This is a genomic window from Bacteroides sp. 3_1_13, from assembly GCF_001185845.1.
Classification (GTDB): Bacteria; Bacteroidota; Bacteroidia; order Bacteroidales; family Bacteroidaceae; genus Bacteroides; species Bacteroides xylanisolvens.
In genome coordinates this window covers 2,652,430-2,668,785 of the sequence record NZ_KQ236955.1, presented here as the reverse complement: position 1 = coordinate 2,668,785, position 16,356 = coordinate 2,652,430, and the positions used below count along the sequence as shown (strand labels likewise).

General features: G+C 41.4%; 14 protein-coding genes. 12 read left to right on the top strand and 2 right to left on the bottom strand.

Features of this window, described 5'->3' with window-relative positions:
* The first annotated feature begins 61 nt into the window (after positions 1–61).
* The 10 genes from HMPREF9009_RS09485 to HMPREF9009_RS09440 all read left to right on the top strand — a co-directional run bounded on the left by HMPREF9009_RS09485 (position 62) and on the right by HMPREF9009_RS09440 (position 12,141).
* Positions 62–2,899 (top strand): M16 family metallopeptidase, encoded by a 2,838-nt coding sequence (locus HMPREF9009_RS09485; RefSeq protein WP_049701994.1) that lies wholly within the window; start codon positions 62–64, stop codon positions 2,897–2,899.
* A 24-nt stretch (positions 2,900–2,923) separates the two neighbouring features.
* Positions 2,924–4,417, top strand: coding sequence for a DUF5687 family protein (locus tag HMPREF9009_RS09480; protein WP_008020902.1), 1,494 nt, complete (start codon positions 2,924–2,926; stop codon positions 4,415–4,417).
* Positions 4,418–4,455: 38 nt separating this feature from the next.
* On the top strand, positions 4,456–5,163 hold the full coding sequence (locus HMPREF9009_RS09475; protein WP_049701993.1) for an ABC transporter ATP-binding protein: 708 nt from the start codon (positions 4,456–4,458) through the stop codon (positions 5,161–5,163).
* A gap of 62 nt (positions 5,164–5,225) precedes the next feature.
* The gene (locus HMPREF9009_RS09470; protein ID WP_049701992.1) at positions 5,226–5,738 is read left to right on the top strand and encodes a C40 family peptidase; all 513 of its coding nucleotides are present in this window, start codon (positions 5,226–5,228) and stop codon (positions 5,736–5,738) included.
* A gap of 26 nt (positions 5,739–5,764) precedes the next feature.
* Positions 5,765–6,649, top strand: a complete 885-nt coding sequence (locus HMPREF9009_RS09465) for a TraB/GumN family protein (protein WP_049701991.1) — start codon at positions 5,765–5,767, stop codon at positions 6,647–6,649.
* Between the two features lie 38 nt (positions 6,650–6,687).
* Positions 6,688–7,326, top strand: a complete 639-nt coding sequence (locus HMPREF9009_RS09460) for an HAD-IA family hydrolase (RefSeq protein WP_049701990.1) — start codon at positions 6,688–6,690, stop codon at positions 7,324–7,326.
* A gap of 193 nt (positions 7,327–7,519) precedes the next feature.
* Entirely contained in the window at positions 7,520–7,837 is a 318-nt protein-coding gene (gene rplU / locus HMPREF9009_RS09455) for a 50S ribosomal protein L21 (RefSeq protein WP_004316691.1), read from the top strand.
* 21 nt (positions 7,838–7,858) lie between these two features.
* Complete coding sequence (rpmA, locus tag HMPREF9009_RS09450) at positions 7,859–8,122, top strand: 50S ribosomal protein L27 (RefSeq protein ID WP_004316697.1); 264 nt, start codon at positions 7,859–7,861, stop codon at positions 8,120–8,122.
* A gap of 285 nt (positions 8,123–8,407) precedes the next feature.
* Positions 8,408–9,682 carry a serine--tRNA ligase gene (serS, locus tag HMPREF9009_RS09445; protein ID WP_049701989.1) on the top strand — a complete coding sequence of 425 codons (1,275 nt, stop codon included), beginning with the start codon at positions 8,408–8,410 and terminating at the stop codon, positions 9,680–9,682.
* Between the two features lie 158 nt (positions 9,683–9,840).
* Positions 9,841–12,141, top strand: coding sequence for a bifunctional dihydroorotate dehydrogenase B NAD binding subunit/NADPH-dependent glutamate synthase (locus HMPREF9009_RS09440; RefSeq protein ID WP_049701988.1), 2,301 nt, complete (start codon positions 9,841–9,843; stop codon positions 12,139–12,141).
* Positions 12,142–12,285: 144 nt separating this feature from the next.
* Here the strand turns inward: HMPREF9009_RS09440 and panD are convergent, their stop codons facing one another.
* Both panD and panC read right to left on the bottom strand, forming a co-directional pair.
* The gene (gene panD / locus HMPREF9009_RS09435; RefSeq protein WP_004316702.1) at positions 12,286–12,639 is read right to left on the bottom strand and encodes an aspartate 1-decarboxylase; all 354 of its coding nucleotides are present in this window, start codon (positions 12,637–12,639) and stop codon (positions 12,286–12,288) included.
* An 18-nt stretch (positions 12,640–12,657) separates the two neighbouring features.
* On the bottom strand, positions 12,658–13,503 hold the full coding sequence (panC, locus tag HMPREF9009_RS09430; RefSeq protein WP_049701987.1) for a pantoate--beta-alanine ligase: 846 nt from the start codon (positions 13,501–13,503) through the stop codon (positions 12,658–12,660).
* A gap of 142 nt (positions 13,504–13,645) precedes the next feature.
* Between panC and HMPREF9009_RS09425 the strand changes: the two genes are divergently transcribed.
* Together HMPREF9009_RS09425 and HMPREF9009_RS09420 are read left to right on the top strand one after the other, a co-directional pair.
* A complete protein-coding gene (locus tag HMPREF9009_RS09425; protein WP_008020874.1) occupies positions 13,646–14,479 on the top strand; it encodes a glycogen/starch synthase in 834 nt (277 codons plus the stop codon).
* 22 nt (positions 14,480–14,501) lie between these two features.
* Positions 14,502–16,193, top strand: coding sequence for a DUF4270 domain-containing protein (locus HMPREF9009_RS09420; protein WP_049702329.1), 1,692 nt, complete (start codon positions 14,502–14,504; stop codon positions 16,191–16,193).
* Positions 16,194–16,356: the final 163 nt, after the last annotated feature.

The following is a 16,356-nucleotide window of genomic DNA, read 5'->3' as shown; positions in this document are numbered from 1 at the left end:
TGATTTACAACCAAACAAGACGACAAATAACAAAGAAATATTTATTTAAACTAAATAGAACATGAAACATTTATTACGTGGATTATTTATTGCAGTCCTTTTTATATGCTGCAATTTCCAGCTCGTACTTGCACAACCCATGCAAGAACTGCCTGTGGACAAAAATGTCCGCATCGGTAAACTGGACAACGGGCTTACCTATTACATTCGACACAATGCACTTCCTGAAAAACGAGTAGAATTCTACATCGCACAGAAAGTAGGTTCCATCCTTGAAGAACCGCAACAACGTGGTTTGGCTCACTTCCTGGAGCACATGGCTTTCAATGGAACCAAAAACTTCCCGGGTGATGAAACCGGACTCGGTATCGTACCTTGGTGTGAAACAAAAGGTATCAAGTTCGGAACGAACCTGAATGCATATACCAGTGTCGACCAAACGGTATATAATATCAGCAACGTACCAACTGAAAATATCAATGTAGTAGACTCTTGCCTGCTTATCCTTCATGACTGGTCGAGCGCTATCGATCTTGCTGACAAGGAAATAGACAAAGAACGTGGCGTAATCCGTGAAGAATGGAGAAGCCGCAACAGCGGTATGCTTCGTATCATGACTGATGCACAGTCTACAATGTATCCGGATTCTAAATATTCAGACTGTATGCCTATCGGAAGCATTGACGTTATCAACAACTTCCCGTATCAGGATATCCGCGATTATTATGCCAAATGGTATCGTCCGGACCTGCAAGGTATCGTTATTGTAGGTGACATCAACGTAGATGAAATTGAAGCCAAACTTAAAAAAGTATTCGCAGACGTAAAAGCTCCGGTAAATCCGGCCGAACGTATCTACTATCCGGTAGCAGACAATCAGGAACCGCTGATCTATATCGGTACTGACAAAGAAGTGAAGAATCCGTCTGTCAACATCTTCTTCAAACAAGATGCTACCCCGGATTCTTTGAAGAATACCATCGCTTATTACGCAACGAGCTACATGGTCAGCATGGCTATGAATATGCTGAACAACCGTTTGAACGAACTTCGCCAGACTGCTAATCCTCCTTTCACAAGTGCCGGTGCAGAATATGGAGAATATTTCCTTGCCAAAACTAAAGAAGCATTCAGTATCAGCGCAAGCAGCAAAATCGACGGAATCGATTTAGCTACGAAGACTATCCTGGAAGAAGCAGAACGCGCACGCCGCTTCGGATTTACAGCAACAGAATATGACCGCGCACGCGCCAACTATCTGCAAGCCGTAGAATCTGCTTACAACGAACGTGAAAAAACCAAAAGCGGCTCTTATGTCAACGAATACGTTAACAACTTCCTTGATAAAGAACCGATTCCGGGAATCGAAGTTGAATATACGCTTTTGAACAAATTGGCTCCGAATATTCCGGTAGAAGCTGTTAACCAGATCATGCAACAACTGATTACTGATAATAACCAGGTAGTTCTGCTGGCCGGTCCGGAAAAAGAAGGAGTAAAATATCCTACTAAAGAAGAGATTGCCGCTCTGCTGAAACAAATGAAGTCATTCGACTTGAAGCCTTATGAAGACAAAGTCTCTAACGAACCGCTGATCTCGGAAGAACTGAAAGGTGGCAAAATTGTTTCTGAAAAAGCCGGAGACATTTATGGTACAACTAAGTTAGTACTTTCCAACGGTGTAACTGTGTATGTGAAGCCTACTGATTTCAAAGCTGACCAAATTGTTATGAAAGGGGTAAGTTTCGGTGGTACGAGCATATTCCCGAACGAAGAGATCATCAATATTGCTCAATTAAACGGAGTAGCCTTGGTGGGTGGTATCGGTAATTTCAGCAAGGTTGACTTGGGTAAAGCTCTTGCCGGTAAACGTGCAAACGTGGCTGCCGGTATCGGCAATACAACAGAAACGGTTTCCGGTAGCTGTGCACCGAAAGATTTTGAGACAATGATGCAGCTCACTTATCTGACTTTCACTTCTCCACGCAAGGACAATGAAGCATTCGAATCTTACAAGAACCGCTTGAAAGCCGAACTTCAAAATGCGGATGCCAACCCGATGACTGCTTTCAGTGACACTATTACAAGTGTATTATATGGTCATCATCCGCGTGCTATCCGAATGAAAGAATATATGGTGGACCAGATCAACTACGACCGTATTCTCGAAATGTACAAAGACCGCTACAAAGACGCAAGCGACTTTACTTTCTACCTGGTGGGAAATGTAGACTTGGCAACGATGAAACCGTTGATCGCCAAATATCTGGGTAGCCTGCCATCTATCAACCGTAAAGAGACTTTCAAGGACAACCACATGGATATCCGCAAAGGACAGATCAAGAATGTATTCGCAAAAGCACAGGAAACTCCGATGGCTACCATCATGTTCCTTTATAGCGGTAGTTGCAAATACGACTTGCGCAACAATGTCCTGCTTAGCTTCTTAGATCAGGCTTTGGATTTGGTTTACACAGCAGAAATCCGTGAAAAAGAAGGTGGTACATACGGCGTAAGCTGTAACGGCAGCCTGGGTAAATATCCGAAAGAAGAATTGGCTCTTCAAATCGTATTCCAGACTGATCCTGCCAAGAAAGACCACCTTTCTGCTATCGTTGTGGAACAACTCCACAAAATGGCCAAAGAAGGTCCGTCTGCCGAACACATGCAGAAGATTAAGGAATATATGCTGAAGAAGTATAAAGACGCCCAAAAAGAAAATGGCTACTGGCTCAATAACATGGACGAATACTTCTACACCGGTATCGATAATACAAAAGACTATGAAAAGTTGGTCAACAGCATCACTGCAAAAGAAGTACAAGACTTCCTTGCCAAGTTGCTGAAACAGAACAACGAAATTCAAGTCATTATGACTATGCCGGAAGAAAACAAATAAATATTTCTCTAGTATATCTACTGAATGATGATATTCAACGAATTACGTAAACATGGAAGGCTCGCCGCCAAACGGCACCCGATGTATGAAAAGAACAAAGTTGCTAAAATACTCGGTTATGTCATGGGCGCATTTTGGGCCGGTTACCTGATATTTTTCGGTACGACGTTCGCGTTCGGTTTTTCAGATATGGTTCCCAACCGGGAACCATATCATGTAATGAACGCAGTGGTACTGATCTTTATCCTGGCACTGGACTTTCTGTTGCGTGTTCCGTTACAAAAAACACCGACACAGGAGGTAAAACCTTACCTCCTGTTGCCGGTTAAACGAATTCGTGTCATCGACTTTTTACTGATCCGCTCGGGACTAAGTCTGTTCAACCTGTTCTGGTTGTTTCTGTTTGTCCCTTTTTCCTTCATCACTATTACCAAGTTTTTCGGTATCTCCGGTGTTATCACCTATCTTATCGGTATCTTACTATTAATTATTGCCAACAATTACTGGTACTTGCTTTGCCGCACTCTTATCAACGAACGTATTTGGTGGATTCTATTACCTATCGCTTTCTACGGTGGAATAGGCTGCCTTCTTTTTATTCCCGAAGATAGCCCGCTCTTCTATTTCTTCATGGATCTGGGAGACGGATATATACAAGGAAACATTTTCTATTTTCTCGGCACCATACTTGTGATTGCCCTTTTATGGCTGATTAACCGCAAAATCATGTCCGGGCTGATTTATGCAGAGCTAGCCAAAGTGGATGATACCCAAATTAAACACGTCTCCGAATATAAATTCTTCGAACGTTACGGAGAAGTGGGCGAATATATGCGGCTGGAACTGAAAATGCTCTTACGCAACCGCCGCTGCAAAGGTGCACTACGCAATATCTCTATCGTAATTGTAGCTTTCTCCGTTGCACTTAGCTTTTCCAGTGTCTATGACGGTAATTTCATGACCTCTTTTATTTGTGTGTATAACTTTGCCGTATTCGGAATGATTATCCTTTCACAGATAATGTCATTCGAAGGCAACTACATTGATGGTCTGATGTCTCGCAAAGAATCGATTATGAGTTTGCTGAAAGCTAAATATTACACATACAGTATTGGTGAGATTATACCTTTCATACTGATGATCCCCGCTATCATCATGAACAAACTTACCTTACTGGGTGCTTTTGCCTGGTTTTTCTATACCATTGGCTTTATTTATTTCTGTTTCTTCCAACTGGCTGTTTACAACAAACAGACAGTACCTTTGAACGAAAAAGTAACAAGCCGACAAAACAATAGCGCCATACAGATGTTGGTCAATTTCGGTGCTTTCGGCGTACCGCTTATCTTATATAGCCTGTTAAATGCACTTTGGGGAGAAACAATCACTTACACAATCCTGTTAGTGATTGGTCTCGGATTTACCCTGACCTCCCCTTTATGGATAAAAAATGTATATCATCGCTTCATGAAACGGCGGTACGAAAATATGGAAGGCTTCAGAGACAGCCGCCAATAAACGTTCATGAATCATTAACTATATAAACATTGAAGATCATGATTACCATTGATAAACTTAAAAAGAATTTTGGTGAAAAGGTTGCCGTAGACATAGAACATTACGAAATCAATCAAGGCGACATGCTCGGATTGGTGGGTAACAACGGTGCCGGTAAAACAACTCTTTTCCGATTGATGTTGGATCTGCTAAAAGCAGACGATGGAAAAGTGATTATAAATGATATTGATGTCAGCCAGAGTGAAGACTGGAAAAGCATTACCGGTGCTTTCATCGACGATGGCTTCCTGATCGATTATCTCACTCCGGAAGAATATTTCTATTTCATCGGGAAAATGTACGGACTCAAGAAAGAAGAAGTAGACGAACGTCTTATCCCTTTCGAACGCTTTATGAGCGGAGAAGTGATCGGACACAAAAAATTAATTCGCAACTACTCCGCCGGTAACAAGCAAAAGATCGGGATAATCTCCGCTATGCTTCATTATCCGCAAATACTGATATTGGATGAACCGTTCAACTTCCTCGACCCAAGTTCGCAGTCTATCATTAAACATCTGCTTAAAAAATACAATGAGGAACATCAGGCTACGGTTATCATATCCAGTCACAACCTCAATCATACCGTAGATGTATGTCCACGGATCGCTTTACTGGAACACGGGGTCATCATCCGGGATATTATCAACGAAGATAACTCCGCAGAAAAAGAACTGGAGGATTATTTTAATGTAGAAGAAGAGTGAGGGAGATTTATGAGTTATGAGTTGTGATTTATGATTTATGATTGACGATTGAAATACAGTTGATGAAGGCAAAATTAAGATTTATCTATCTATTAGTTGGGCTGGCTGCTATATTTAGTTCCTGTCGCACTTCCGCTCCCCGGCTGGACTATCAAGCATTGGCACGAGCTTCTATTTTATTAGGTGTAGATGTCAATCTGGAAGATAATCATAAGCTCTATCTCGAAGCAGCCGACTGGATAGGAGTTCCTTATCGTGGTGGGGGTGATTCTAAACGAGGAACAGATTGTTCGGGGCTGGTTTATCAAGTGTATCGAAAAGTATACCGTACCCAAGTGCCACGCAATACAGAGGACTTGAAAAAAGAAAGTAATAAGGTCGCTAAGCGAAACCTTCGGGAAGGAGACTTGGTATTCTTTACCAGTAGCCGTTCAAAAAAGAAAGTAGCTCATGTGGGTATTTATCTGAAAAACGGAAAGTTCATTCATTCCAGTACCAGTAAAGGAGTGATCGTTAGCAACTTGAACGAGAGTTATTATACCAAACACTGGATAAGCGGAGGCAGAATACGTTAATTATCAACTTCTAATGATATAAAATTATGAAATCATTCATCGGAGCAGTTATATTTATCTGTGTGGCATTCAGTGCCAATGCACAACTTTTATGGAAAGTGTCCGGTAACGGACTAACCCAACCGTCCTACATCATAGGTACTCATCACCTGGCACCATTCAGCATCATGGACAGCATTGCCGGACTTCAAAAAGCGATGAATGAAACACAACAGGTATATGGGGAACTGAAAATGTCGGAAATGCAGTCGCCCGCCACCATGGGAAAGATGCAAAAGGCAATGATGATCGAAAGTGATACCACACTGACCTCCCTCCTTTCTCCGGAAGACTTTGAGACTGCTAACAAATTCTGCAAAGAAAACCTGATGGTAGACTTAAATATGGCTCCGAAGCTAAAACCTGCCTTCCTGTTGAATAATGTAGTGGTAATGGCTTACGTAAAACATGTAGGAAAGTTCAACCCGCAAGAGCAACTCGACACGTTCTTTCAAAGCCAAGCCACCCAAAACGGGAAAAAAGTGGATGGTCTGGAAACTGCCGAATTCCAATTCAACCTGCTTTTCAACGGTAGTTCACTACAACGACAAGCACAGCTACTCATGTGCACTCTTAATAACATAGAAGCCGAAGTAGAAAACCTAAAAAAGCTCACGAACGCTTACATGAAACAGGATTTGAACACTATGTTCAAAATCAGCGAAGAGCGCAAAGGCAATCAATGCGACGCACTTCCCAGCGAAGAAGATGCCCTAATTTACAACCGTAATAAAATATGGGCTGAAAAATTACCGGCTATCATGAAAGCTGCTCCGACTTTTGTTGCGGTAGGCGCCCTGCACCTTCCCGGAGAAAAAGGATTATTAAAGTTACTAAAAAGCCAAGGATATACAGTAGAACCTGTGAAATAAGAAAAGTATTTAGTACTTTTGCGGAAAAGTTTTCCCCAATGAACTACAAAACCTATTTATTCGATTTCGACTACACATTAGCCGATTCGTCGCGTGGTATCGTTAAGTGTTTCAGAATTGTGCTCACCCGGCACCAGTATTTAACCGTTACCGATGAAGCTATCAAGCGCACGATCGGCAAAACACTGGAAGAATCATTCAGTATCCTTACCAGAATTACCGACCCGGAACAGTTAGAATCTTTCCGGCAGGAATACAGACAGGAAGCTGATGTACACATGAATGTAAATACCCGTCTTTTTCCTGATACATTATCTACACTGAAAGAATTGAAGAAACGGGGTGCCCGCGTCGGAATTATCTCTACCAAGTATCGCTTCCGAATATTGAGTTATCTGGAAGAATATCTGCCAAAGGATTTTCTCGATATAGTTGTGGGAGGAGAAGATGTAAAAGCACCGAAACCTTCACCGGAAGGGGTACTATTTGCTTTGGAACATTTGGGAAGTACACCCGAAGAAACTTTGTATATCGGAGATAGCACGGTAGATGCTGAAACGGCCCGAAATGCAGGAGTAGATTTTGCAGGCGTATTGAACGGAATGACAACAGCCGAAGAACTCCGTGACTATCCACACAAAATCATTATGCAGAATTTGGGAGAGTTGGTCCAATAGGCTACAATGAGAGTTAAAATGCTCATTTATTTACTGTAATCATTTTATCTCCTACAAAAAATAAAAGAAATATTTGTCGGGAACGAATAAAAATAGTACTTTTGTGCCCGATTATTCCGCAACGGGTTCGATAAAGAGCTCTTTAAGTGATTAAAGACCACCCGCCGGAGCTAACTTATACATTATATATAAGATGTACGCAATTGTAGAAATTAACGGTCAGCAGTTTAAAGCAGAAGCTGGTCAAAAGTTGTTCGTTCACCACATCGAAGGTGCAGAAAACGGTTCAACAGTAGAATTTGAAAAAGTTCTTTTGGTAGACAAAGACGGAAACGTTACAGTAGGTGCTCCTACCGTAGAAGGCGCTAAAGTTGTTTGCCAGGTTGTTTCAAACTTGGTTAAAGGCGACAAAGTTCTTGTTTTCCACAAGAAAAGAAGAAAAGGACACAGAAAACTGAACGGTCACCGTCAACAGTTCACTGAATTAACAATTACAGAAGTAGTAGCTTAATCAATTAAAAAGTAAGAAGAAATGGCACATAAGAAAGGTGTCGGTAGTTCTAAGAACGGCCGCGAATCACAGAGCAAGAGATTAGGCGTTAAGATATTTGGTGGCGAAGCTTGCAAAGCAGGTAACATCATCGTTCGTCAAAGAGGTACTGAATTCCACCCGGGTGAAAACATCGGAATGGGTAAAGACCACACTCTTTTCGCTTTAGTAGACGGAACAGTTAATTTCAAAGTAGGTAAAGAAGATAGAAGATATGTTTCTATCGTTCCTGCAACAGAAGCATAATTATCCGGACTGAAAATAGTTAAGACAAGGAGATGCAATCTGCAAGATTGTATCTCCTTTCTTTTTATATCCAATTCACTTCATAGCCCAGCTTCTATATAAAACACCCATCATTAAAATACGTTTATATACAAACAGACATCAGAGGTTTATATACAACACACAATAGTATTATTTCCATATATATTATTTCTATATATATTATGATGGTATATATTTGCTTGATTATTCGTTTTTTCTTTATCTTTGTAAGCTTAAATAAGAAAGTTCATAAAAAGTATAGATATGCTTACCATTAAACAAATTACAGAAAACACAGAGGCGGTACTCCGCGGACTGGAAAAGAAGCATTTCAAGAATGCAAAGGAAACGATCGATCAGGTGATCGCTCTTAACGACAAGAGACGTAGCACACAAAATGAATTAGATAAAAACCTGGCAGAGGTTAACTCACTTTCGCGCACCATCGGTCAACTGATGAAAGAAGGCAAAAAAGAGGAAGCTGAAACTGCACGTGCCCGCGTTGCCGAACTAAAAGAAGGCAACAAAGAGCTGGATGCTGCCATGACACAGGCTGCAACTGATATGCAGAATGTACTTTATACCATCCCAAACATACCTTATGACAGTGTACCGGAAGGCGTAGGTGCCGAAGATAACGTCGTAGAAAAAATGGGAGGTATGGAAACCGAACTTCCTAAAGATGCACTCCCCCACTGGGAACTGGCAAAGAAATATGATTTAATAGACTTCGACCTGGGCGTAAAAATCACAGGTGCGGGTTTCCCTGTATACAAAGGTAAAGGAGCACAACTTCAACGTGCCCTTATCAACTTCTTCCTGGATGAAGCACGCAAATCCGGATATACCGAAATCATGCCGCCGACAGTAGTCAACGCTGCTTCCGGCTATGGCACCGGGCAGCTTCCGGACAAAGAAGGACAAATGTATCATTGTGAAGTAGATGATTTATACCTGATCCCGACAGCGGAAGTTCCCGTAACTAATATCTACCGTGATGTGATTCTGGAAGAGAAACAATTACCTATAATGAATTGTGCGTATACACAATGTTTCCGTCGCGAAGCAGGTTCTTATGGTAAAGATGTACGTGGCCTGAATCGTCTGCACGAGTTCTCCAAAGTAGAATTGGTTCGTATCGACAAACCGGAGCATTCTAAACAATCTCATCAGGAAATGCTTAACCATGTAGAAGGACTGTTGCAAAAACTGGAACTCCCCTATCGTATCCTCCGTCTTTGCGGTGGAGATATGAGTTTCACTGCTGCTCTTTGCTTCGACTTCGAAGTATATTCTGAAGCACAGAAGCGTTGGTTGGAAGTAAGTTCCGTATCCAATTTCGACACTTACCAGGCCAACCGCCTGAAATGCCGTTACCGTAATGCAGAAAAGAAAACCGAACTCTGCCACACACTGAACGGTTCAGCATTAGCACTGCCACGCATCGTTGCTGCCCTACTCGAAAACAACCAGACTCCGGAAGGTATCAGAATTCCGAAAGCATTGGTTCCGTATTGCGGCTTTGACATGATAGACTAAGACTTGACATGACAGACTAATAAAAGCACCCATATACAGAGAGCCACTCATCAAAAGAGTGGCTTTTCTTTTATATTTCGTAAATTAGCTGTATCTTTGCCAAAATTTATATCATTCTGATAGCAGTTACGTAATAAAAACAACAAATTAATTAGATAATGAACAAAATCATTAGCAAGGAACGCTTTTCTGAAAAAGTATTCAAATTTGAAATTGAAGCTCCTTTGATTGCTAAATCCCGTAAGGCCGGACACTTTGTCATCGTGCGTGTAGGTGAAAAAGGAGAACGTATGCCATTGACTATCGCAGGTTCTGACCTCAAAAAAGGTACCATTACTCTGGTAGTGCAGGAAGTCGGACTTTCTTCTACCCGTCTCTGTGAACTGAATGAAGGCGATTACATCACTGACGTAGTAGGCCCGCTCGGACAAGCTACCCATATAGAGAAATTCGGAACAGTAGTCTGCGCTGGTGGTGGTGTAGGCGTAGCTCCGATGCTTCCTATCGTACAGGCTTTGAAAGCAGCCGGCAACCGTGTTATCACTGTACTGGCCGGACGCAACAAAGACCTGATTATTTTAGAAAAAGAAATGCGTGAAAGCTCTGACGAAGTAATTATCATGACAGATGATGGCTCTTACGGTCGTAAAGGTCTGGTGACAGAAGGCGTAGAAGAAGTTATCAAACGCGAGAAAGTGGACAAATGCTTCGCTATCGGCCCTGCCATCATGATGAAGTTCGTTTGCTTGCTGACTAAGAAATATGAAATTCCGACTGATGTTTCATTGAACACCATCATGGTGGATGGAACTGGTATGTGTGGTGCTTGCCGTATCACTGTAGGAGGAAAGACTAAATTCGTTTGTGTAGATGGTCCTGAATTCGACGGTCACCAAGTGAATTTTGATGAAATGCTGAAACGTATGGGTGCATTCAAAAATATCGAGCGCGAAGAAATGCATAAACTGCAACCGGAATGTGAAGCAACCAAAGAAATCGACGAGAAAAGCCGTAATGCAGCCTGGAGACAGGAATTACGCAAATCAATGAAACCGAAAGAACGTACGGCCATTCCCCGTGTAGAAATGAACGAGCTTGACGCTGAATATCGTTCACACAGCCGTAAAGAGGAAGTAAATCAAGGATTAACAGCAGAACAGGCTGTTACAGAAGCTAAACGTTGTCTCGACTGTGCTAATCCGGGATGTACGGAAGGCTGTCCGGTAGGTATTGATATTCCCCGCTTCATTAAGAATATCGAACGTGGAGAGTTTCTTGAAGCTGCTAAAACATTGAAAGAAACAAGTGCGCTTCCGGCTGTTTGCGGTCGTGTGTGTCCACAGGAAAAACAGTGCGAATCAAAATGTATTCATTTAAAAATGAATGAAAAGCCCGTCGCTATCGGTTATCTGGAACGTTTCGCAGCTGATTACGAACGTGAAAGCGGGCAAATCTCCGTACCTGTCATTGCAGAGAAGAACGGCATCAAAATAGCTGTGATCGGTTCGGGACCTGCAGGATTGGCATTTGCCGGAGATATGGCTAAATATGGATATGATGTAACTGTATTCGAAGCATTGCATGAGATTGGCGGTGTGTTGAAATATGGTATTCCAGAATTCCGTTTGCCAAACAAGATTGTAGACGTAGAAATCGATAACCTTAGCAAGATGGGGGTTAACTTCATCAAAGACTGTATCGTAGGAAAAACAATCGGCGTAGAGGACTTGAAAGCTGAAGGTTTCAAAGGAATATTTGTGGCTTCCGGCGCCGGGCTGCCTAACTTTATGAATATCCCGGGAGAGAATTCCATCAATATCATGTCGTCCAACGAATACCTCACCCGTGTTAATCTAATGGACGCTGCCAGTGAAGATTCGGACACTCCGGTAGCTTTCGGTAAAAACGTAGCAGTAATCGGTGGTGGTAATACAGCGATGGACTCTGTTCGTACTGCCAAACGTCTTGGTGCAGAACGCGCTATCATTATCTATCGCCGTTCGGAAGAGGAAATGCCTGCACGTATCGAGGAAGTAAAACATGCTAAAGAAGAAGGAGTTGAATTCCTTACACTACATAATCCGATCGAATATATTGCTGATGAACAAGGTTGCGTAAAACAGGTTATTTTGCAAAAGATGGAATTAGGCGAGCCGGATGCTTCCGGACGTCGTAGTCCTGTAGCCATCCCGGGAGCAACAGAAACAATTGATATCGACCTGGCAATTGTCAGCGTCGGAGTATCCCCTAACCCAATTGTTCCAAGCTCCATCAAAGGACTGGAACTAGGACGAAAAGGAACCATCACTGTGGATGACAACATGGAATCTTCCATCCCTATGATTTATGCAGGAGGCGATATCGTTCGCGGTGGAGCTACTGTTATTCTGGCGATGGGCGATGGCCGTAAAGCCGCTGCCGCCATGAATGAACAATTGAAGGCAAACGCCGGTAACTAATTGCCGCTTATTAGCAGGTGGGCTAAAACCAACTCACACGTGGGCGGAACATCGCTCGTCCCCCGGCATAAAAATAAAATAAGAAAAGCCCCGTCTACAAAATGTAAACGGGGCTTTTCTTATTTCAAATATCAAAGATACTTTCTACTTTACCACTTTGTTCGTCGCAGGATCGGGGAAGATTACAGCCGGTTTAAACGACTTGGCTTCCTCAAAATCCATCAATGCATAGGACATGATTATAACAATATCATCCGGTTGCACCTTGCGGGCAGCAGCACCATTCAGGCAAATTTTACCCGAACCGCGTTCACCTTTGATAATGTAGGTTTCAAAGCGTTCACCATTGTTATTATCAGCGATATACACTTTCTCTCCCGCAATCATGTTTGCAGCATCCAACAGGTCTTCATCAATCGTGATACTACCCATGTAGTTCAGATTGGCCTCTGTGACACGTGCACAATGAATTTTCGACTTCAACACTTCAATCATCATAAGGTTTCGTCTTTTTAGTTATTCTTTATATTTAATATTATCAATCAGTCGGACTTCTCCACAGAACACTGTGATGCATCCAACTGCATAGGAAGTATCTTCCCAATTACTAATTTTCTGCAATGTGTTTCCGTCTACAATCTCAAAATACTCCATGCGCAAACCCGGAGCAGCTTCGATTGCATCTTCTACCATCTTTTGCGTCTCGCTCACTGTGTGAGTGGCTGCAAAGTTACGACTTTTAAATAAGGTCCGGGAAATATTTAAAGCATTTTCACGTTCTTCTGCCGATAAACGTTTATTCCGGCTACTCAATGCCAGCCCGTCTTCCTCACGCACAATTGAACAACCCACAATTTCAAGGTTATATTTCAACTGTCGAACCATCTCACGAATAATTGCTAACTGCTGAAAATCTTTCTCCCCGAAATATGCGCGGTTTGGCTGTACGGCATTAAACAGTTTGCTGACAATCTGGCAAACACCGTTAAAATGCCCCGGACGGAAAGCACCTTCCATCACCGTATCTAATGGTGCATAGCTAAATTGACGGGTATCCGGTTCCGGATACATTTCGCTTACCGAAGGAGCAAAAGCGAAATCTGCTCCGCATTCTTCCAACAAACGGCAATCTGCATCTAATGTACGCGGATACTTCTCTAAGTCGTTTTTATCGTTAAACTGTGTGGGATTCACAAAAACACTCACAACAGTTACACCATTCTCACTTACGCTGCGCTTTACCAGAGATGCATGTCCCGCATGTAAAGCACCCATTGTAGGAACCAGTCCCACCTTTTTACCTTGGGCTCTCAAGGCAGTCAATTCTGCCTGTAAGTCCTTGATAGTGTGCACTACTTTCATTTTCGTCAATTGGTTTATGTTTTACTCGTTTGCAAAAACTCTGCAAAATAAACTAATATTTGCCACATAAAGAAAGAATATCTTATTTAATGTGTCTTTTTTTTCGTATCTTTGCAGAATATTATAGTGAACTATTGTTATTATGACAAAGGCGAATAAAGTTTTATTTATTACTCAAGAGATTACACCTTACGTTTCAGAATCCGAAATGGCCAATATAGGTAGAAACCTTCCACAGGCGATACAAGAAAAAGGCCGTGAAATCAGAACCTTTATGCCTAAATGGGGAAATATCAATGAGCGCAGAAACCAGCTGCACGAAGTGATCCGCCTCTCGGGTATGAACCTGATCATCGACGATACTGACCACCCCTTGATTATAAAAGTTGCATCTATCCAATCCGCACGCATGCAGGTATATTTCATCGATAACGATGATTATTTCCAGAATCGTATGCAGACAGCGGACGAAAATGGTGTAGAATATGAAGATAATGATAGTCGTGCCGTTTTCTACGCACGCGGCGTATTGGAAACAGTGAAAAAACTTCGCTGGTGTCCTGATGTCATTCACTGTCATGGCTGGATGACAGCTCTAGCTCCTCTTTATATAAAGAAAGCCTATAAAGACGAACCTTCTTTCCGCGATGCCAAAGTGGTATTCTCTGTTTATGAAGATGACTTCAAGAATACACTTAGCGATGATTTCGCAGCCAAATTGATGCTGAAAGGTATTTCCAAAAAAGATTTAGGTGATTTGAAAGAGCCGGTAGACTATGCTGCTCTGTGTAAACTCGCTGTTGATTATTCGGATGGAGTCATACAAAACAGCGAAAAAGTAGACGAGTCTATTATTGAATATGCCCGCCAATCTGGCAAATTGGTACTTGACTACCAGAACCCGGAAAACTATGCAGATGCCTGCAACGAGTTCTACGATCAGGTATGGGATGCTACTGCAAACGAAGAAGAATAAAAAAAATCAAGATACGACGATCATGAAAGCAAAATACGCCTTAATAGCTTTACTGGCAATCACTTTTTGGGGTTGTGATGATAACACTGCCGGACTGGGATTGGGAATGTTTCCGGGAAGCGACCAGAATATCAATGGAAAGCTATCTACATTTGATGTGACTACAGAATCCGTTCATGCCGGTAAGATATATGCAATGACTAATGTGGGGTATGTAGGTAAGTTCACTGATGAAACATTCGGAACTTATCAGGCAGGGTTCTTGGCACAACTTAATTGTCCTGAAGGAATGACTTTCCCAGAAGCTTTTTCTGGAACCACCGAAAGTGGTACTGGAAAGATGATGACAAATTTCGAAAACTTGGCAGAAGGTGTATCTGGTAACTACACCATCATTAAAGACGAGAACGGAAATCCTATTGGTAACTGCCAAATCAATATTTATCTTTGGTATGACAGTTATTTTGGAGATTCATTAACAGCTTGCCGACTAAGTATGTATGTATTAGATAAGAAAAAAGGCGACAAGTATTGGAATGAAGACCCAGATGCTTATTATACCAATATCGACCCTACAAGATATTATGATAGTACGACAAGTTTATTAGGCAATAAATCTTATACAGCAGTTGATTTGTCTATTAGTGATTCTATACGTAATCTTTCAACTTACGTTCCTTATATTAAAATTACATTGGATCAGACTAAAACACAGGATTTGGGACTGAAACTTTTAAAAGAAGGACGCACGAAAGACCTATACAAAAAATTTCAAAGTATATTCCCCGGATTGTACGTAAAAAGCGACTATGGAGACGGTACTATCCTCTACGTAAATTCCGTACAAATGGATGTAGCATTCTTGGAGCATGCCAGAGACAGCATAACAGGTGGTCTACTACACACATCTGCTGGAAAAGACTCTGTAATATACAACGGACGATCATTCACATCTACCCGTGAAGTCATCCAAGCCAATCGATTGGAAAACGATACGGAAAAAATTCAAGAATGTATAAATGAGTCCAAATGGACTTACTTAAAGAGTCCTGCAGGGATTTTCACTCAAATAACCCTCCCTATCAGTCAAATAGCAGAAAAGCTCCAAGGAGATACTTTGAATGCAGTTAAATTAGGAATTCCTATCTACAATGAAACTAGTGACAAGAAGTTTGGTATGTCTACTCCTCGTAATGTTTTATTAATACGTAAAAAGTATAAAGATAGTTTCTTTAAAGATAATCAGCTTAGTGATGGTATAACTTCATCTCTATTTAATCCTACTACTACTAGCTTTACTCAATATACATTCAACAACATTACTCAAATGATTAATGACTGTTTAGCAGATGGAGAACGAGAAGAAGCAGAAAAGAAGTTCAAGAATGGTGGAACGATAACTCTCCAAATAACTGACGCAGAAGGAAATGTCAAAGAAGAGCCTGTTGATAATATCGTAGATTGGGAAAGATTAAGCGATTGGAATAAATTTATACTTATTCCAGTACTTGTTACCACAGATTCTTCTTCAAGCAATAACTATTATGGTTCTTCGAGCAATGTTATTAGTATACAACATGACCTGAAACCTGGTTATGCACGATTAAAAGGAGGTACAAATGCCACAAATATTTCTTTAGATAAAGAACAACAAGATAAATACAAATTAAAACTTGAAGTTGTTTCTACAAACTTTGGAACAAAATCAAAATAAGAAATAGTTGAAATATTATAAAGCAATAGCGCAGGTTACTCAATGTAACTTGCGCTATTGCTTTATAATATATTTATAGAGAAGTCAGATAGAATAATTCCATAATAAAACCGCTCAAACAGCAATCTTTGCTAGCGTACGTTATAGTTATAAATAAGCCTAA